At 58.2% G+C, this 18212-nt stretch carries 17 protein-coding genes; 2 read left to right on the top strand and 15 right to left on the bottom strand.

Annotated elements, in window-relative coordinates; all coding sequences use genetic code 11:
• Positions 1–33 precede the first annotated feature (33 nt).
• From CE491_RS22635 to cspD, 12 genes are all read right to left on the bottom strand, one after another.
• Positions 34–708: a NuoB/complex I 20 kDa subunit family protein gene (locus tag CE491_RS22635; RefSeq protein ID WP_007929186.1), complete on the bottom strand. Its 675-nt coding sequence runs from the start codon at positions 706–708 to the stop codon at positions 34–36.
• 10 nt (positions 709–718) lie between these two features.
• Entirely contained in the window at positions 719–1132 is a 414-nt protein-coding gene (locus CE491_RS22630; protein ID WP_062380742.1) for an NADH-quinone oxidoreductase subunit A, read from the bottom strand.
• 482 nt (positions 1133–1614) lie between these two features.
• Positions 1615–2940 (bottom strand): isocitrate lyase, encoded by a 1326-nt coding sequence (gene aceA / locus CE491_RS22625; RefSeq protein ID WP_110950566.1) that lies wholly within the window; start codon positions 2938–2940, stop codon positions 1615–1617.
• Between the two features lie 556 nt (positions 2941–3496).
• Entirely contained in the window at positions 3497–4285 is a 789-nt protein-coding gene (locus CE491_RS22615) for a secretin N-terminal domain-containing protein (protein ID WP_110950564.1), read from the bottom strand.
• 167 nt (positions 4286–4452) lie between these two features.
• Positions 4453–4878: a GNAT family N-acetyltransferase gene (locus CE491_RS22610; RefSeq protein WP_110950563.1), complete on the bottom strand. Its 426-nt coding sequence runs from the start codon at positions 4876–4878 to the stop codon at positions 4453–4455.
• Entirely contained in the window at positions 4871–6037 is a 1167-nt protein-coding gene (locus tag CE491_RS22605) for a ribosomal protein uL16 3-hydroxylase (protein ID WP_110950562.1), read from the bottom strand. Before CE491_RS22605 ends, CE491_RS22610 begins: the two co-directional genes overlap by 8 nt.
• A gap of 84 nt (positions 6038–6121) precedes the next feature.
• Positions 6122–7492, bottom strand: a complete 1371-nt coding sequence (gene purB, locus CE491_RS22600) for an adenylosuccinate lyase (protein ID WP_110950561.1) — start codon at positions 7490–7492, stop codon at positions 6122–6124.
• Between the two features lie 133 nt (positions 7493–7625).
• Positions 7626–8246 carry a high frequency lysogenization protein HflD gene (gene hflD, locus CE491_RS22595; protein ID WP_110950560.1) on the bottom strand — a complete coding sequence of 207 codons (621 nt, stop codon included), beginning with the start codon at positions 8244–8246 and terminating at the stop codon, positions 7626–7628.
• Entirely contained in the window at positions 8246–9376 is a 1131-nt protein-coding gene (gene mnmA / locus CE491_RS22590; protein ID WP_110950559.1) for a tRNA 2-thiouridine(34) synthase MnmA, read from the bottom strand. The genes hflD and mnmA overlap by 1 nt, the downstream gene beginning before the upstream one ends.
• 70 nt (positions 9377–9446) lie before the next feature.
• Positions 9447–9887 (bottom strand): NUDIX hydrolase, encoded by a 441-nt coding sequence (locus CE491_RS22585; protein ID WP_110950558.1) that lies wholly within the window; start codon positions 9885–9887, stop codon positions 9447–9449.
• 246 nt (positions 9888–10133) lie between these two features.
• Positions 10134–12359, bottom strand: coding sequence for an NADP-dependent isocitrate dehydrogenase (locus CE491_RS22580; protein WP_110950557.1), 2226 nt, complete (start codon positions 12357–12359; stop codon positions 10134–10136).
• 660 nt (positions 12360–13019) lie between these two features.
• Entirely contained in the window at positions 13020–13289 is a 270-nt protein-coding gene (gene cspD, locus CE491_RS22575) for a cold shock domain-containing protein CspD (RefSeq protein ID WP_110950556.1), read from the bottom strand.
• Between the two features lie 222 nt (positions 13290–13511).
• Between cspD and clpS the strand changes: the two genes are divergently transcribed.
• A complete protein-coding gene (clpS, locus tag CE491_RS22570) occupies positions 13512–13874 on the top strand; it encodes an ATP-dependent Clp protease adapter ClpS (protein ID WP_110950555.1) in 363 nt (120 codons plus the stop codon).
• Positions 13875–13903: 29 nt separating this feature from the next.
• The gene (gene clpA, locus CE491_RS22565; protein ID WP_110950554.1) at positions 13904–16174 is read left to right on the top strand and encodes an ATP-dependent Clp protease ATP-binding subunit ClpA; all 2271 of its coding nucleotides are present in this window, start codon (positions 13904–13906) and stop codon (positions 16172–16174) included.
• Between the two features lie 221 nt (positions 16175–16395).
• Here clpA and infA read toward each other — a convergent pair whose 3' ends face one another.
• From infA to aat, 3 genes are all read right to left on the bottom strand, one after another.
• Positions 16396–16614 (bottom strand): translation initiation factor IF-1, encoded by a 219-nt coding sequence (gene infA / locus CE491_RS22560; protein WP_002553999.1) that lies wholly within the window; start codon positions 16612–16614, stop codon positions 16396–16398.
• A gap of 101 nt (positions 16615–16715) precedes the next feature.
• Positions 16716–17423 (bottom strand): arginyltransferase, encoded by a 708-nt coding sequence (locus tag CE491_RS22555; protein WP_110950553.1) that lies wholly within the window; start codon positions 17421–17423, stop codon positions 16716–16718.
• Positions 17424–17470: 47 nt separating this feature from the next.
• Entirely contained in the window at positions 17471–18160 is a 690-nt protein-coding gene (gene aat / locus CE491_RS22550) for a leucyl/phenylalanyl-tRNA--protein transferase (protein ID WP_110950552.1), read from the bottom strand.
• Between the last annotated feature and the right edge of the window lie 52 nt (positions 18161–18212).

Raw genomic sequence — 18212 nt, 5'->3', positions numbered from 1 at the left:
GGTTCAGGCTTCTTTTTGTAAAAGAAAACTGGATCAGACTTCGTCGGGGCTGCGCAGGTTTGTGACCTGAATACGCTGTTCGCGGCGCTGTTCCTTCTGCGAAGGCATCTCGGCGCGATACACGCCTTGGTCGCCGACGACCCAGGAAAGAGGGCGACGCTCCTGGCCAATGGATTCCTGCAACAGCATCAGGCCTTGCAGAAATGCCTCTGGGCGGGGTGGGCAGCCGGGCACATAAACATCTACAGGCAGGAACTTGTCCACGCCTTGCACAACGGAGTAGATGTCATACATGCCACCGGAGTTGGCGCACGAACCCATGGAAATGACCCATTTAGGCTCAAGCATTTGCTCGTAGAGGCGCTGGATGATCGGCGCCATCTTGATGAAGCAGGTACCGGCGATAACCATGAAATCCGCCTGACGCGGCGATGCCCGAATCACTTCGGCGCCGAAGCGCGCGATGTCGTGGGGCGCTGTGAAGGCGGTAGTCATTTCCACGTAGCAGCAGGACAAACCGAAGTTGTACGGCCAAAGGGAATTCTTGCGACCCCAGTTGACGGCACCGCTCAGTACGTCCTCGAGCTTGCCCATGAATATGTTTTTGTGGACTTGATCCTCTAACGGATCGGAAACGGTTTCCCGTTCGCCGATGGGGTACTGCTCGTTAGGAGCATCCGGGTCGATCCTGGTGAGATTGTATTGCATTGCCAAAGCCTCATTGTTTTAGCTTCGCCTGCCGATTACGACGACCTACGGGAGCCCAATCGAGCGCCCCTACACGCCATAGGTAGACAAGACCTGCCAACAGAATTGCTATGAAAACGAGAGCTTCGGCGAAGCCGGTCCAGCCGCTTTCGCGGACGGACACAGACCAGGCGTACAGAAAGAGGGCTTCAATATCGAAAATCACGAAGAGCATCGCGACCAGATAGAATTTTGCGGAGAGCCGCAGACGCGCGCCGCCGGTGGGCAGCATGCCGGATTCGAAAGGTTCGTTCTTGCTGCGGCCCCAGGCTTTGGAACCCAGCAGGCTTGAGAGGCCGAGCATGAAGGCGCAGAGGCCAATGACGCCCAAAAGGAAAATGGCGAAGCCCCAATTGTGGGCAATCAGACCTGTCGATTCGGGCATGCTGGCAGTCCTTAACAGAGAGCAAGGGTCTCTGAGCTTGAAAAGAAGTAAAAGCAGTGACGATATGTCGCAGTGCGATCAATTCCGGGATTTTATGTGCAAAAGGAGGGCAAGTAAATTTTCTACATCAAATTTATTCACAGGATTAATGAGGCAGGTCACGGTTTCGGTACGCGGGGCCTTGCCGGGCGGCCATTACAGCGTTTTTCGTTAATTATGTTTCCCGTAAACGGTAATGAAAAACGCGCAGGAGAAATGATAATTAATATCATTTGGAACTTCATTTTGCGTTTGTCACTGGAAAGTGACGAAGTTGGCGTTACAGCATCTGTCAAATGAAGGTTTATTAAGCGGCGACGTTAATTAACTTTTGCCAGTCGATTCGGGATGTCTATCGACTAATGACCTACTACTTGGGTAGGGCATTAATGCTCCGATATGACAAAAGCCGCCCGAAGGCGGCTTTTGAGAGGCGCGCAGACTCAGTGGAACTGTTCTTCTTCGGTAGAACCGGTCAGCGCGGTCACCGAAGACTGGCCACCCTGGATCACAGTGGTCATGTCGTCGAAGTAGCCGGTGCCTACTTCCTGCTGGTGCGCCACGAAGGTGTAGCCCTTGGCCGCGTCAGCGAATTCCTGCTCCTGCAGCTTCACGTAGGCGGTCATGTCGTTGCGGGCGTAGTCGTGCGCCAGGTTGAACATGCTGTGCCACATGTTGTGAATGCCCGCCAGGGTGATGAACTGGTGCTTGTAGCCCATTGCCGACAGTTCGCGCTGGAATTTGGCGATGGTCGCGTCGTCCAGGTTCTTCTTCCAGTTGAAGGAGGGCGAGCAGTTGTACGACAGCAGTTGGTCCGGGTATTCCTTCTTGATCGCTTCGGCGAAACGACGGGCTTCGTCCAGATCCGGCTTGGCGGTTTCGCACCAGATCAGATCGGCATACGGCGCATACGCCAGGCCGCGAGCGATGGCCTGATCCAGGCCGGCGCGTACTTTATAGAAGCCTTCCGGTGTGCGAGTGCCGGTGACGAACGGTTTGTCGTACGGGTCGCAGTCGGACGTCAGCAAGTCAGCCGCGTTGGCATCGGTGCGCGCCAGGATGATGGTCGGAACGCCCGCGACGTCAGCCGCAAGACGCGCTGCCACCAGCTTCTGTACAGCTTCCTGAGTCGGTACCAGTACTTTGCCGCCCATGTGGCCGCACTTTTTCACCGAGGCCAACTGATCTTCGAAGTGCACGCCGGCAGCGCCTGCCTCGATCATGCTCTTCATCAGTTCATAGGCATTCAGCACGCCACCGAAACCGGCTTCGGCGTCGGCAACGATCGGTGCGAAGTAATCGATATAGCCTTCGTCGCCTGGGTTCTTGCCAGCTTTCCACTGGATCTGGTCAGCACGGCGGAACGAGTTGTTGATGCGCTTGACTACGGTCGGAACCGAATCCACCGGGTACAGCGACTGGTCGGGGTACATCGACTCTGCCGAGTTGTTGTCCGCCGCCACCTGCCAGCCGGACAGGTAGATCGCCTGGATGCCCGCCTTGACTTGCTGTACCGCCTGGCCGCCAGTCAGGGCGCCCATGCAGTTGACGAAATCCTTGTCGGGACGGAAGGACGGCTTGGCGCCCTGGGTGACCAGGTTCCAGAGCTTTTCAGCGCCCAGCTTGGCGAAGGTGTGTTCAGGCTGAACCGAGCCACGCAGGCGGACGACGTCAGCAGCGGAGTAGGTGCGGGTCACGCCTTTCCAGCGTGGATTCTCGGCCCAGTCTTTCTCGATGGCTGCAATTTGTTGTTCGCGTGTCAGTGCCATGGGGTAAACCTCGTCGCTTAGTCTTGTGGGTCTTGAGGTGAAGCTGTTCGCTGTACCTGCGCCTGGGTTTTTCCAGGGCGCACTTAAGGCTGCTCACTGAATCGGAAAGCATTGCGTTTCATCGGGATTTTTTACGCCTCACGATAAGGAGACGCTGAAACTGCCTTTTGGGCTGAAAAGTCGCGATCCTGCTCAACTTGGTGGGGTATGAGCACAATCATGAGGCTTTCTGCAAAGCCTCTTATCAGTGGGAGCGAGGCCATCATGCCTCGGCTTTTTTGCGTCGTCAAACATTTTGTAGTGCCTTTTTATGCCCACTACATATTTTATCCAATACGACTCATCAGTCAGATTCAGGCCTTTAGGTGCTGGGAAGGGCAAGTCAGCTGCGGTACTGGTCGGTCATGAGGCGCGTGGGATATGTAGTGGTGTAGATGAGCACTACATTTTGGAGAGGAACAACAACCTGTGGGAGTGAGCTCGCTCACGAATAGGCCAGGACGCCGATTCGTGAGCAAGCTCACGCCCACAGGTAAAGCATGTCTTTCAGGTGGTCTCAATCGAGGCTGTCGACCTTCACCCGCAACGTCATGTCATCGCGACCCTGAGTCGAATAACGCCGCGCCGCGGCCTGTTCGTCTGCGCGAGACTGGTCGCTGACGCCCGCCAGCGTGATCCATTCCCCCAGCCGCCCGCTGACTTGGGTATCCGTGCTCTGCACCTTGATCGCATCGGCCTGTTGCTGGCTCATGCGATCGTTGTTAGTGCTGATGCTCAGGTGCACGATATCGCCGGTAACGCTCGCCGTGACATAGAAATCACGGGTTACGTTGCGGTATTGGGTGTTGGTCTGCGCGTAGCCGTAGGAGTCGGTCTGCACGTTGGTGATCGGAATGCTCTGACCCACCTGGATCAACGCCGGCGTGCCTTCGTTGGCCTGAACCTGCTGCACGCCGCCGTCACGGCTGGCGGTGCCGTAGTTGATGATTCGGGTCTTGCCGTCGGCGCTCAACCGGCCATCCTGCGAGCGTACGCTGCTGTTGACCGAATAACCCTGGTCGCTCTGGATGGTGCTATCGCTGGTATCGACGCTGATCAGCAGACGCTTGGGCGCTGTATCGAGTTGCGAAAGCAGACCGCGAAGTTCGCTGATCTTGTTCGGTTCGGCATTGACGATGAGTTTGTTGCCGTAGGCGTTGACGCTGCCTTCGTTGCCCAAGAACGATTTGGCGGCGGGCATCAGGTCATCGCTGGTACGGTAATTCAGCGGGATGACTTCGGTGGCGGCGACGGCCGTGAAGCTGCAAGCCAACAGCACAGAAGCGAGCAGGGTGCGTAACGACATCGGTGTGTTCTCCGCGAGGGGCGCATCAAAGCGTTGAGTGTGACAGTTTGTCGGCCTGGTGATGACCAAATTGAATCGCAGACAGCAGAACGCCCCGGAATTCTCGTTTCAGCATAGTCAGCTGAGGCGGGAACGACGGGGCGTTCTATTGCACGATGGCTGCTCGCTTAGCGCGAGTTGCGCACCATGTCCACGTGGGGCAGGCCGGCTTCGAGGAACTCATCGCTGACCACGGTGAAGCCAAAGCGCTCGTAAAACGCAGTGGCGTACACCTGGGCGCTGAGCTTTTGCTCCGTGAGGTCACGGCTTTCCGCTTCGGCGATCACGAACTGCAGCAAAGTGTCACCGACCTTCAGGCCGCGCCAGTCCTTGAGCACCGAAAGCCTGCCGATTTCACCGTCCGACAGCAGGCGCGCCGTGCCGATCGGATAATCGCCTTCCAGCGCCAGGAAATGCAGCGCGCCGGCATCTTCGGCGTCCCACTCCAGTTCAGGCGGTACCGATTGCTCGGCAATGAACACCGCTTCGCGAATACGCCGGATATCGGCGTTGTCTTTCTGCCAGTCGGCTACCCGTACGTGGATCTTATTCATCAGCAAACCCCAGACTTCCTTGTTTGACCAGCTCGCAGAGCAGGTTACGACCATCGTCATCTGCCAGCCATTGGCCCAGATTGTCGATATGCAGTGCATCGGCCGCGCAGATCAATTTCAACAGCTCGCGCAGACGGCCAGGCAGCAGACGGCTCTGGCCGCTGGCGAAGAGCAGCAGGTCTTCGTCGACTTCGGACCAAGCCAGTCGTGCGCTCGGGTTGCGAATCAGGATCGCACCCTGTTCCAGACTATCGAGCAGTTCGGCGTCGTCCAGTTCCGGGCCGGTAACCATTTCCGGGTAGCGCGGCTCGGTCATGAACTGGCCGAACCAGGTCAGCAGCAGGCGCTCGTCACCCATGTGCTCGGCCAGCAGCGCCTTGAGGCGATCGAGGGCGTCACGCTGGATCTGGTGCGGATCACTGACCGGCTGCGCGTCGGCGTCGGTGTAGCGCTCTTCGTCAGACATGAACTGGCTGAGGAAGTCGGTGAAGTGAGTCAACACTTCGGCAGCGCTCGGGGCACGGAAGCCCACTGAATAAGTCAGGCAGTCATCCACGGCAACGCCCCAATGCGCCAGTCGCGGCGGCAGGTAAAGCATGTCGCCCGGTTCCAGCGTCCACTCGTCGCTGCCCTGGAAGTCGGCGAGGATGCGCAGGTCCGCGTGCTCCAGCAGCGGGCTGTCGGTGTCGCACATCTGGCCAATCTTCCAGTGACGCTTGCCGTGGCCTTGCAGCAAGAACACGTCGTAGTTGTCGAAGTGCGGACCCACGCTGCCGCCAGGTGCGGCGTAGCTGATCATCACGTCGTCGATGCGCCAGCTTGGCAGGAAGCGGAAGTTGTCCAGCAACTCGCCGACTTCCGGCACGAACTGGTCAACGGCCTGAACCAGCAGCGTCCATTCGGTCTCGGGCAGCTTGCTGAACTCGTCTTCGGCGAACGGGCCACGGCGCAGTTCCCACGGACGCGCGCCGTTCTCGATGATCAGGCGCGATTCGATCTCTTCTTCCAGCGCCAGACCAGCCAGTTCGTCTGGGTCGATCGGGCTTTCGAAATCCGGGATTGCCTGGCGGATGAGCAGCGGTTTTTTCTGCCAGTAATCACGCAGGAATTCGCGCGCCGTGATGCCACCAAGCAACTGCAGAGGAATATCAGGATTCATGTGTAACCTATTGAAAAAACGTATTTTTCAGACTGGAATAAAAACGCCCGGCTCAGCCGGGCGTTCAGAGCGTAGGGCGTTCGATCAGATGCGCTTGGCTTGGGCCACGGCGCTGCCGATGTAGTTGGCTGGCGTGAGCTTTTTCAGCTCGGCGCGGGCTTGGGCAGGCATGTCCAGGCCATCGATGAAAGTCTGCAGCGCTTCAGGGCTGATGCCCTTGCCGCGTGTCAGCTCTTTCAGCTTCTCGTACGGGTTTTCGATGTCGTAGCGACGCATGACGGTCTGGATCGGCTCGGCGAGCACTTCCCAGCAAGCGTCCAGGTCGGCCGCGATCTTCTGCTCGTTCAGCTCCAGCTTGCCGATGCCTTTGAGGCTCGCTTCGTAGGCAATCACGCTGTGTGCGAAGCCCACGCCGAGGTTGCGCAGCACGGTGGAGTCGGTCAGGTCGCGCTGCCAGCGGGAGATCGGCAGTTTGCTTGCCAGGTGCTGGAACAGCGCGTTGGCGATACCCAGGTTGCCTTCGGAGTTTTCGAAGTCGATCGGGTTGACCTTGTGCGGCATGGTCGAGGAGCCGATTTCGCCGGCGACGGTCTTCTGCTTGAAGTAGCCCAGGGAAATGTAACCCCAGATGTCGCGATCGAAGTCGATCAGGATCGTGTTGTAGCGGGCGATCGCATCGAACAGCTCGGCGATGTAGTCGTGCGGCTCGATCTGCGTGGTGTACGGGTTGAAACCCAGACCCAGCTCGTCTTCGATGAAGGCGCGGGCGTTGGCTTCCCAGTCGATGTCCGGGTAGGCGGACAGGTGTGCGTTGTAGTTGCCCACGGCACCGTTGATCTTGCCCAGCAGCGGCACGGCGGCGACTTGAGCGATCTGGCGCTCCAGGCGGTAGACGACGTTGGCCAGTTCCTTGCCCAGAGTGGTCGGCGAAGCAGGCTGGCCGTGGGTGCGCGACAGCATTGGCACGGCGGCGAAACGGATTGCCAGCTCGCGGATCGATTCGGCGATCTGGCGCATCAGCGGCAGCAGCACGGTGTCGCGGCCTTCACGCAGCATCAGCGCGTGGGACAGGTTGTTGATGTCTTCACTGGTGCAGGCGAAGTGGATGAATTCGCTGACCTTGGCCAATTCCGGCAATTTGGCCGCCTGTTCTTTGAGCAGGTACTCGATCGCCTTGACGTCGTGGTTGGTGGTGCGTTCGATCTCTTTCACGCGCTCGGCGTGCTCGAGGGCGAAGTCATCGGCCAGCGCGTCGAGAATCGCTTTGGCTTCGGCGGAAAATGCCGGGACTTCCGGGATTTGCGGGTGAGCCGCCAGGCGCTGCAGCCAACGGACTTCTACCAGGGCGCGGAAACGGATCAGGCCGTATTCGCTGAAAATTGGGCGCAGGGCCTGGGTTTTGCCGGCGTAGCGGCCGTCTACAGGGGAAACCGCAGTGAGCGAAGAAAGCTGCATGGGGTGTTCTCGGACAGTCGGGCAACGAAAAGGGGCGCGTATCATACATGAAAATTCGGATCAGCCGAGGCCGACTGACCGAGATGGATACGCGTCGTATGGGGTAAATCCGCTGTTTCCCGGCGCTCGGCAATCAGCCGTGCATCAAGGGATACAGTTCTTTCAATAGCTTGCGACGGCTGACGACCAGTTGCCAGCGGTGACCGCCCACTTGTCGCCAAAGTCGCGCGCAACGAATCCCGGCCAACAGCAGGGCACGGATTTTCGAGGCGTTGTTGGGTTGTTGCAGGTTGCGCATGTCGCCGTGGACCTGAATCCGCTGGCGCAGGGTGCTTAGAGTTTCCTGATACAGCGCACCGCTGGCGGCGATTACGTTTTCATGAACGATGCCGAAATGTTCGACCTGGGACTTGATCTGCGGCAGGCGCCTGCCGATGGTGTCGAGCATGTCGTCGCGCTTGGACAGCTGACGCTCCAGGCCCAGCATCGCCAGGGCATAACGCAAAGGCTCGCGCTGCAGCGTGCCAGGGTCGCGCTCAAGAGCGCTGGCGAGGGCGCGATAGCCTTCGCGCAGGTTGAGGTCGTCGCCGCCGAACACGTCCAGGGTGTCCTTGGGGTCCATCACCAACAACCCTCCGAGCAGGCAGCCGACAGTCGCTTCACTGGCCTGGCCGGTCTTGGCGATGCGGTCGACCAGCACCGCGGCTTGAAATACGCCGCCCAGTGCGGTGAGTTGCTCTTGGATCGGACTCATCAACGAGGATCCTTGCTGTGCCAGGGTTCGGCGATTTCGATGACGCCGCCGCCCAGGCAGATTTCGCCGTCGTAGAACACCACGGACTGGCCGGGAGTCACGGCCCGTTGCGGCTCATCGAAGATGGCACGATAGCCAGTGGCGGTGCGTTCCAGCGTGCAGCCCTGGTCGCCCTGGCGGTAACGGACTTTGGCGGTCAGCTTGCGCGGCGTGCCCAGGTCGATCGGATTGACCCAGTAGATCTCCGAGGCCAGCAGGGCGCGGGAGAACAGCCACGGATGTTCGTTGCCCTGGCCGACGATCAGTTCGTTGCGCTCCAGATCCTTCTCCAGCACGTACCAGGGCTCGTCGCCCGCGTCTTTCAGGCCCCCGATGCCCAGGCCCTGACGCTGGCCGATGGTGTGGTACATCAGGCCGGCGTGGCGGCCGATGACTTCGCCTTCGGTGGTCTTGATCTCGCCCGGTTGCGCAGGCAGGTACTGTTTCAGGAAGTCGGTGAAACGACGCTCGCCGATGAAGCAGATCCCGGTGGAGTCCTTTTTCTTGGCGGTGGCCAGCTCATATTTCTCCGCAATCGCTCGCACTGCCGGCTTCTCCAGCTCGCCGACCGGAAACAGCGTCTTGGCAATCTGTTCGCCCGCGACGGCGTGCAGGAAATAGCTCTGGTCTTTGTTCGGATCCAGGCCCTTGAGCAGTTCGGTACGACCATCGATGTCGCGCCGGCGCACATAGTGACCGGTGGCGATCAGGTCGGCGCCAAGCATGAATGCGTAATCGAGGAAGGCTTTGAACTTGATCTCCCGGTTACAGAGGATGTCCGGGTTCGGCGTGCGACCGGCCTTGTACTCCTCGAGGAAGTGCTCGAAGACGTTATCCCAATACTCGGCGGCGAAGTTCACCGTATGCAGCTTGATACCGATTCGGTCGCACACGGCCTGAGCGTCCGCGAGGTCGTCCATGGCGGTGCAGTATTCCGTTCCGTCATCTTCTTCCCAGTTCTTCATGAAGAGGCCTTCGACCTGATAACCCTGCTCCATGAGCAGAAGGGCGGAGACCGAAGAATCCACGCCGCCGGACATGCCGACAATGACGCGCTTGTTCTCTGGAGTGGAAAAGGCTGAATCAGACATAGGTATTCGATGGGTAGTCTGGAAAAGGACGCGATTCTAGCAGGGAGTCGGCCTCAAGGCTAAAAGCTATTCAATTGCGCACGACATCCAGGCTGTGCACGGGGCCTGCGAGGTAGTCGTCGATGCACTCCAGGACCAGATGACTGCGCCAGCGTGCCGGCTGGCTGGCCAGTTCGTCGCGGGTGAACCACGGCGCGCCGACGATACCGGTATCCAATGCGCGGTCGGGATGGTGTTTGACGGCCTTGGCAGAGAAGCACACCCGCTGATAGGTCACGCCATTGCTCGGGGCGGTGTACAGGTAAATCCCGACCACGCCAGTCAGCTCGACGTCCCAGCCGGTTTCTTCCAGCGTTTCGCGGATGGCCGCTTCGCGCAGGGTTTCGTTGGCTTCAAGGTGCCCGGCGGGTTGGTTGAGCACGAGTTTGTCGTTCTTGGACTCTTCGACGAACAGGAAGCGACCATTGTCTTCGATGATGGTGGCGACGGTGATGTGAGGTTGCCAAGGCATGAGAAAGTCCCGATAGGGTGGCAAATGAAGATCATTGTGAGCCAGCTTGCTCGCGAAAGCGGTGGGTCAGTTAGCAATCATGTTGAGGCCGATGACCCCTTCGCGAGCAAGCTCGCTCCGCCATTGGATTTAAGGTCACGCTGCTCCTTCACGGGATTGTGTGGACCCAAGCACAAAAGAAAAACCCCGGCACAGGGCCGGGGCTTTCGCATTGCGTTCGGCTCGGTGACGCCGATCCGGCAAGGCTTACTTGAGCGCGTTGATCGCGTCGTTCAGGGTCTTGCTAGGACGCATGGCTTTGCTGGCCAGTTCCGGCGTGGCGAAATAGTAGCCGCCGATGTCGAGAGGCTTGCCCTGTACGCTGTTCAGCTCGGCGACGATGGTCGCTTCATTGTCGGTCAGGGTTTTCGCCAGCTCGGTGAACTTGGCTTGCAGCGCAGTATCTTCGGTCTGGGCAGCCAAAGCCTGGGCCCAGTAGGTGGCCAGGTAGAAATGGCTGCCACGGTTGTCGATACCGCCAACCTTGCGCGATGGCGACTTGTTGTTGTCCAGGAACTGGCCGGTGGCCTTGTCCAGGGCAGTGGCAAGTACCAGTGCTTTCGGGTTGTTGTAGGTGTTGCCCAGGTGCTCCAGCGAGGCGGCCAGCGCCAGGAACTCACCCAGCGAGTCCCAACGCAGGAAGTTCTCTTCATTGAGCTGCTGAACGTGCTTCGGAGCCGAACCGCCAGCGCCGGTTTCGAACAGACCGCCGCCATTCATCAGCGGAACGATCGACAGCATCTTGGCGCTCGTGCCCAGTTCCATGATCGGGAACAGGTCGGTCAGGTAGTCACGCAGCACGTTGCCGGTTACCGAGATGGTGTCCTTGCCAGCGCGGATGCGCTCCAGGGAAACCTTCATCGCTTCAACTGGCGACTTGATGCTGATGTCCAGGCCGGTGATGTCGTGATCCTTCAGGTATTTCTCGACCTTCTTGATCATCACGGCGTCGTGGGCGCGCTGTGGGTCCAGCCAGAAGATTGCCGGAGTGTTGCTCAGGCGCGAGCGGTTGACGGCCAGTTTGACCCAGTCCTGGATCGGCGCGTCTTTGGTCTGGCACATGCGCCAGATGTCGCCGGCTTCGACGTTCTGCTCCATCAACACCTGACCTTTGTCATCGGTAACGCGGACAACGCCGTCAGTCTCGATCTGGAAGGTCTTGTTATGGGAGCCATATTCTTCGGCTTTCTGCGCCATCAGGCCAACGTTCGGCACGCTGCCCATGGTGGTCGGATCGAAGGCGCCGTGTTTCTTGCAGTCTTCGATGACAGCCTGGTAGATGGTGGCATAGCAGCGATCCGGGATCACGGCCTTGGTGTCCTGCAGGACGCCTTCGTTGTTCCACATCTTGCCGGAATCACGAATCATCGCAGGCATCGAGGCATCCACGATGACGTCGCTCGGTACGTGAAGGTTAGTGATGCCCTTGTCGGAATTGACCATCGCCAGAGGAGGGCGGGTCGCGTAAACGGCTTTGACGTCCGCTTCGATCTGCGCCTGCTGGTCGGCTGGCAGTGTCTTGATGCGGGCGTACAGGTCGCCGATACCGTTGTTCAAGCTGAAGCCGATTTCCTTGAGGACATCTGCGTGCTTGCTCAGCGCGTCCTGATAGTACTCGGCAACGAATTCGCCGAACATGATCGGGTCGGAGACCTTCATCATGGTAGCTTTCAGGTGAACGGAGAACAGGACGCCCAGTTTCTTGGCGTCTTCGATTTCCTTGGCCACGAACGCGCGCAGAGCTTTCTTGCTCATCACTGCGCTGTCGATGATTTCACCAGCGAGAACCGAGGTCTTGTCTTTCAGCACGGTGGTGCTGCCATCTTTGCCGATCAGTTCGATCTTCACCGAGCCTGCGGCTTCGATCAGCGAGGATTTTTCGCTGCCGTAGAAGTCACCGCTGTCCATGTGGGCAACGTGGGACTTGGAGTCTGCAGCCCAGGCGCCCATCTTGTGCGGGTGCTTGCGCGCATAGTTCTTGACCGAAAGCGGTGCGCGACGATCAGAATTACCTTCACGCAGAACCGGGTTCACGGCACTGCCTTTTACCTTGTCGTAGCCAGCACGAGCCACCTTGTCGGCTTCGGTCACGACTTCATCCGGGTAGTCCGGGATGTCGTAGCCCTTGGCCTGCAGTTCCTTGATCGCCGCTTTCAGTTGCGGGACCGAGGCGCTGATGTTCGGCAGCTTGATGATGTTCGCTTCTGGAGTGGTCGCCAGTTCGCCCAGCTCGGCCAGATCGTCGGAAACCTTCTTGTCACCCAGGCGCTCGGGGAAGCTGGCCAGGATACGGGCTGCAAGAGAGATGTCGCGGGTTTCGACGGTAATATCGGCGGAGGCGGTGAATGCTTCGATGATTGGAAGCAACGAGTAGGTGGCGAGGGCAGGAGCTTCGTCGGTGAAGGTATAGATGATCTTCGAGCGGTTGGACATTTTCGGGATAACTCTCTTCTTTGCTGAGCGTACACAAAATTTCGAGATGCGCAGGGTAGGCACTTTCGCCCAAGGTATCGATGAGCCGAAAGTCGAGAATTTCGTCGCGTGATATGGGGTACATCAGTCGAGCGTCAAGCGGCTGTACTCTGGTTGAGAGTGCGGCCTGTCGAGGGCTGAAAGTCTCGTTTCAGATGGCTCGGCCCCCGATGACCCTATGGTCACCGGCGGCAAGTATACCACCGGTCCCGGCCATTAATACGATAGTAGTGTGAACGCTTGACAGGCGCATTGATCGATTCAGCCTCCCGGTTCCCGTCGCGAAATTTCCGCAAAACCTCGAAGCCCGCGTCTTACGGGGGCTGCGGCAGACTGTCGCAGTCGTAAACGGGTAGCGAAGGGCCGATGAATCGCAAGTCGGATTGCGACTAAAGGAGCATTCGAGCCGTGGTTGCAGTCGTCGGAGGGGTGAATTGGCCCGCGGAGGTCGTCGAATGCCTGGATTCTGGCTGGAGCCAGAGTACTGTCTTTGTCGACCTCGGCATCATGGCCCCATTCGTCTATATAAGAAGAAGCAGCAGTTGGTGCGCAAAAAAAAACCGGTCAGCTCACTGGGTGAGCTGCCCGGTTTTCATGAGTCTCGCGCTTGAACGGTCCGGCTCAGGCGTGATCCTTGCTGTGCTCATGTTGCGTGGCGTTTGCGTTGACGTGATCTTTGGTTGCCGCGGCATGTGCTGTGATATCCACAGCATGCAAGCCTTTGGGGCCCTGGATGATCTCGAAGTTGACCGGTTGGCCGGCCTTGAGCGTCTTGTATCCGTCCATTTTGATCGCCGAGTAATGAGCAAACAGGTCCTCGGACTTGCCATCTTCAACGATGAAGCCATACCCCTTGGCGTTGTTAAACCACTTGACCTTACCGCTTAGCATAGTCACATCCCTCTGCAAAGGACTCCGATGGGAGTATCATCACCTCTCATCCGCCGGACCTAAAAAATTTTGGTTGACTGCGCGGACCCTTTTTACCCAATGTGGGTTCTATTGTTTGTAACACCGATTAGCCGATAGTCAAGGTCAAGCGGCAGTCCAGTTGAAAACCTGCATGATCGTGACTACTTATTTCAATTTCGTCCCCTACGAACCTTCTTTACCATGCATGCAATCAGCAAGATTCGACTAACATTCAATCAGGATGATCCGCAATCCCATGAGGACGAAGCGGCGGGCATCGCTGTACAGGAAGCCAAGCCGACATTGCAGGTACCACCGATGTACAAGGTGGTTTTATTCAACGATGACTACACCCCGATGGATTTCGTTGTCGAAGTGCTCGAGGTGTTCTTCAACCTGAATCGTGAGCTGGCGACCAAGGTCATGCTGGCCGTCCATACAGAGGGACGGGCAGTGTGCGGATTGTTTACCCGCGACATCGCCGAGACCAAGGCAATGCAGGTCAACCAATACGCCAGGGAAAGCCAGCATCCGCTACTCTGTGAGATCGAGAAGGACGGTTAACGCCGGACACTTGGGTATGAGGTGAAGCTATGTTAAACCGTGAGCTCGAAGTCACCCTCAATTTGGCTTTCAAGGAGGCCCGCTCCAAACGTCATGAATTCATGACCGTGGAGCACCTTCTTTTGGCCCTATTGGACAATGAGGCTGCCGCCACTGTTCTGCGTGCCTGCGGCGCGAACCTCGACAAACTCAAACACGACCTTCAGGAGTTCATCGACTCCACCACGCCGCTGATCCCCGTACATGACGAGGATCGCGAGACCCAACCCACCCTGGGCTTCCAGCGCGTGCTCCAGCGTGCCGTGTTCCATGTGCAGAGTTCCGGTAAGCGTGAAGTCACCGGCGCAAACGTTCTGGTGGCGATTTTCAGTGAGCAGGAAAGTCAGGCAGTGTTTCTGCTGAAACAGCAGAGCGTTGCCCGAATCGATGTCGTCAACTATATCGCTCACGGTATTTCCAAGGTGCCTGGGCATGGCGATCACTCTGAAGGTGAGCAAGATATGCAGGATGATGAGGGCGGTGAGTCTTCTTCTTCGGGCAATCCTCTGGATGCCTATGCCAGCAACCTGAATGAACTGGCCCGTCAGGGCCGCATCGATCCGTTGGTGGGCCGTGAGCTGGAAGTCGAGCGTGTCGCTCAGATTCTCGCGCGCCGTCGCAAGAACAACCCGTTGCTGGTCGGTGAGGCCGGCGTCGGTAAAACCGCCATCGCCGAAGGCCTGGCCAAGCGTATCGTCGACAATCAGGTGCCGGACCTGCTGGCTAACAGCGTGGTCTACTCGCTGGATCTTGGTGCACTGCTGGCCGGTACCAAATACCGCGGCGACTTCGAGAAGCGCTTCAAGGCGCTGCTTGGTGAACTGAAGAAACGTCCGCATGCCATCCTGTTCATCGACGAAATCCACACCATCATTGGTGCCGGTGCTGCGTCGGGCGGGGTGATGGATGCCTCCAACCTGCTCAAACCGCTGCTGTCGTCGGGTGACATCCGCTGCATCGGTTCGACCACATTCCAGGAATTCCGCGGCATTTTCGAGAAAGATCGCGCGCTGGCTCGTCGCTTCCAGAAAGTCGATGTGTCCGAACCATCTGTCGAAGACACCATCGGCATTCTGCGTGGCCTGAAAGGTCGTTTTGAACAGCATCACAACATCGAATACAGCGATGAAGCCCTGCGTGCCGCTGCTGAACTGGCGTCGCGCTACATCAATGATCGTCACATGCCTGACAAGGCAATTGACGTGATTGACGAGGCAGGCGCCTATCAGCGTCTGCAGCCGGTCGAGTTGCGCGTCAAACGTATCGATGTGCCACAAGTTGAAGACATCGTCGCGAAAATCGCGCGGATTCCACCTAAGCACGTCAACAGTTCCGACAAGGAACTGCTGCGTAACCTCGAGCGCGATCTCAAGCTGACTGTGTTCGGTCAGGATGCGGCGATCGACTCGCTGTCCACTGCGATCAAGCTGTCTCGTGCCGGTCTGAAATCCCCGGATAAACCCGTAGGGTCATTCCTGTTCGCAGGTCCGACCGGGGTGGGTAAAACCGAGGCTGCACGCCAGTTGGCCAAGGCCCTGGGGATCGAGTTGGTCCGTTTCGACATGTCCGAGTACATGGAGCGTCACACCGTATCGCGTCTGATCGGTGCGCCTCCGGGTTATGTCGGGTTCGATCAGGGTGGTCTGTTGACGGAAGCTATCACCAAGCAGCCGCATTGCGTGTTGTTACTCGATGAAATCGAAAAGGCCCATCCGGAAGTCTTCAACCTGCTGCTGCAGGTGATGGACCACGGCACCTTGACCGACAATAACGGCCGCAAAGCGGACTTCCGCAATGTGATCGTGATCATGACCACCAACGCCGGTGCGGAAACCGCGGCGCGTGCTTCGATCGGCTTCACTCATCAGGACCATTCGTCCGATGCGATGGAAGTCATCAAGAAGAGCTTCACGCCGGAATTCCGCAATCGTCTGGACACCATCATTCAGTTTGGTCGCCTGAGTCACGAGGTCATCAAGAGTGTGGTGGACAAGTTCCTCACCGAACTTCAGGCGCAGCTGGAAGACAAGAGGGTTCTGCTCGAAGTCTCCGATGCAGCGCGCAGCTGGCTGGCGGAAGGCGGATACGACGCGCAGATGGGCGCTCGTCCGATGGCGCGTCTGATCCAGGATAAGATCAAGCGTCCACTGGCCGAGGAGATTCTCTTTGGTGATCTCTCCGAACATGGCGGTGTGGTTCACATCGGCCTGAAGGATGGCGAGATCACGTTCGACTACGAGACCACGGCTGAGATGGCCTGACGTTTCGTTGCAGCACAGCAGAAAGGCGCCGATGCGGGCGCCTTTTTGCTGTCTGCGAAATACATGGTCTCTGTAGGAGCGCGCTTGCCCGCGCTCGCGTCGCGTCAGCCAGTTGATGTGGTTCGGCCAAGCGCTATCACGGGTAAGCGCGCTCTTGCAGCGGACAAATCTTGCGCCAACAAAAACGCCCGGTATGAACCGGGCGTTTCTGTTAAGACCTGTTAGCGGGCGCGGTAGGTGATGCGTCCTTTGCTCAAGTCGTAGGGCGTCAGCTCAACGCGGACCTTATCGCCGGTAAGAATACGAATGTAGTTCTTGCGCATCTTGCCGGAGATGTGCGCGGTTACGACGTGCCCATTTTCCAACTCCACACGGAACATGGTGTTGGGCAGGGTGTCGACGACAGTGCCTTCCATTTCGAAGCTGTCTTCTTTCGACATGCAGTAAAGCCCTCGGTATCCAATGAATGGCCCGGTGCAAACGGCAGCCAGGCAAAAGCGGGCTGCATTGTGCCCGAAAAGTGGGGTTCAAGCCAAGGAATTCAGTAAAGAGTGACCCATCTTTGATTGGTCAGCAGTTCGATGGGGCGATATTGGGTCTTGTAGTTCATCTTTTTGCAGTTCTTGATCCAGTAGCCGAGATACACCGCATGCAACTGCAGACGAGCGGCTTCGGCGATTTGCCAGAGGATGGCATAGCGTCCCAGGCTGCGACGCTCCTCAGCCGGCTCATAAAATGTGTACACAGCCGACAGCCCGTTTGGCAACAGGTCGGTCACCGCAACGGCCAGCAGGCGCCCGTCGAGACGGAACTCATAGAAACGGGAAAATGGCAGGTCGCGGACCAGGAACGTCGAAAACTGATCACGACTGGGCGGGTACATGTCGCCGTCGGCGTGACGCTGTTCGATGTATCGCTGATACAGGTCGAAATATTCTTCGCTGAAATGCGGCTTGGTACCGGTGACCTCGATGTCGGCGTTTTTCTTGAAAATACGTTTCTGCTGACGATCGGGTACGAAAAGTCCCACCGGAATACGGGCAGGTACGCAAGCACTGCAGTTCTGGCAGTGCGGACGGTAGAGATGATCGCCACTGCGGCGAAACCCCATGTCGGAAAGGTCAGCATAGACCTGAACATCCATCGGCTGGCTGGGATCGAGGAACAGCGTGGTGGCTTGCTCTTCGGGCAGGTAGCTGCAGGAGTGGGGTTGAGTGGCATAAAACTTAAGCCGCGCCAGCTCGGTCATGATCAACCCTCGAGAAAAACTATAGGTAAGAGTGTATGCCAGGCGAATCAAACTCGCCTAGGTAACCAGTCGGCGGAATTTGTCAGATCCAGGTGTTTGTGCAGGTAGTCGGCGAAGGTTTGTCGGGGGATCGAACGAGCGCCAAGGCTTTGCAGGTGTTGTGTCGGCATCTGGCAATCGATCAGAACGAAGCCCCACGCCTTGAGATGTTCGACCAGCGTTGCAAAACCGACCTTGGAGGCATTGTCGGCCCGGCTGAACATCGACTCGCCAAAAAACAGCTGTCCCATGGCCAGGCCGTACAGGCCGCCCACCAGTTCGCCATCTTCCCGGACCTCGACGCTGTGGGCATGTCCACGCGCGTGCAGCTCGATATACGCCGCCTGCATGGAGCCGGTGATCCAGGTGCCTTCGGCGTAAGCACGAGGCTCGGCGCAGGCTCGGATCACGGCCGGGAAATCCTGATCGAAGGTCACCTCATAACGCTGTTGGCGCAGGACCTTGGCCAAGCTGCGGGAAACGTGCAGCTCCTCAGGAAACAGCACCGTGCGCGGGTCTGGAGACCACCAGAGAATCGGCTGGCCCTGTTGATACCACGGAAAACAGCCATGCCGGTAAGCCTGGATCAGTCGATCGGCAGACAGATCGCCGCCGCCCGCCAGCAATCCATTGGGTTCACGCATGGCTTTTTCCAGCGGCGGAAAATCGAGGGTGTCGCGTTGTAACCAGGTCAGCATGGCGTTCCGACTTTGCGAGAGGGGAGGGGAGTGCAGCCCGGATTGCAACTAC

The sequence above is a fragment of the Pseudomonas bohemica genome (assembly GCF_002934685.1).
Lineage (GTDB): Bacteria > Pseudomonadota > Gammaproteobacteria > Pseudomonadales > Pseudomonadaceae > Aquipseudomonas > Aquipseudomonas bohemica.
The sequence above is the reverse complement of the archived record's forward strand: the minus strand, read 5'-3'. Positions and strand labels throughout refer to the sequence as shown.

Coding starts and splice junctions, on each gene's coding strand:
- CE491_RS22635 (WP_007929186.1), bottom strand. CDS start 708: ATGCAATACAATCTCACCAGGATCGACCCGGATGCTCCTAACGAGCAG.
- CE491_RS22630 (WP_062380742.1), bottom strand. CDS start 1,132: ATGCCCGAATCGACAGGTCTGATTGCCCACAATTGGGGCTTCGCCATT.
- aceA (WP_110950566.1), bottom strand. CDS start 2,940: ATGGCACTGACACGCGAACAACAAATTGCAGCCATCGAGAAAGACTGG.
- CE491_RS22615 (WP_110950564.1), bottom strand. CDS start 4,285: ATGTCGTTACGCACCCTGCTCGCTTCTGTGCTGTTGGCTTGCAGCTTC.
- CE491_RS22610 (WP_110950563.1), bottom strand. CDS start 4,878: ATGAATAAGATCCACGTACGGGTAGCCGACTGGCAGAAAGACAACGCC.
- CE491_RS22605 (WP_110950562.1), bottom strand. CDS start 6,037: ATGAATCCTGATATTCCTCTGCAGTTGCTTGGTGGCATCACGGCGCGC.
- purB (WP_110950561.1), bottom strand. CDS start 7,492: ATGCAGCTTTCTTCGCTCACTGCGGTTTCCCCTGTAGACGGCCGCTAC.
- hflD (WP_110950560.1), bottom strand. CDS start 8,246: ATGAGTCCGATCCAAGAGCAACTCACCGCACTGGGCGGCGTATTTCAA.
- mnmA (WP_110950559.1), bottom strand. CDS start 9,376: ATGTCTGATTCAGCCTTTTCCACTCCAGAGAACAAGCGCGTCATTGTC.
- CE491_RS22585 (WP_110950558.1), bottom strand. CDS start 9,887: ATGCCTTGGCAACCTCACATCACCGTCGCCACCATCATCGAAGACAAT.
- CE491_RS22580 (WP_110950557.1), bottom strand. CDS start 12,359: ATGTCCAACCGCTCGAAGATCATCTATACCTTCACCGACGAAGCTCCT.
- cspD (WP_110950556.1), bottom strand. CDS start 13,289: ATGCTAAGCGGTAAGGTCAAGTGGTTTAACAACGCCAAGGGGTATGGC.
- clpS (WP_110950555.1), top strand. CDS start 13,512: ATGCATGCAATCAGCAAGATTCGACTAACATTCAATCAGGATGATCCG.
- clpA (WP_110950554.1), top strand. CDS start 13,904: ATGTTAAACCGTGAGCTCGAAGTCACCCTCAATTTGGCTTTCAAGGAG.
- infA (WP_002553999.1), bottom strand. CDS start 16,614: ATGTCGAAAGAAGACAGCTTCGAAATGGAAGGCACTGTCGTCGACACC.
- CE491_RS22555 (WP_110950553.1), bottom strand. CDS start 17,423: ATGACCGAGCTGGCGCGGCTTAAGTTTTATGCCACTCAACCCCACTCC.
- aat (WP_110950552.1), bottom strand. CDS start 18,160: ATGCTGACCTGGTTACAACGCGACACCCTCGATTTTCCGCCGCTGGAA.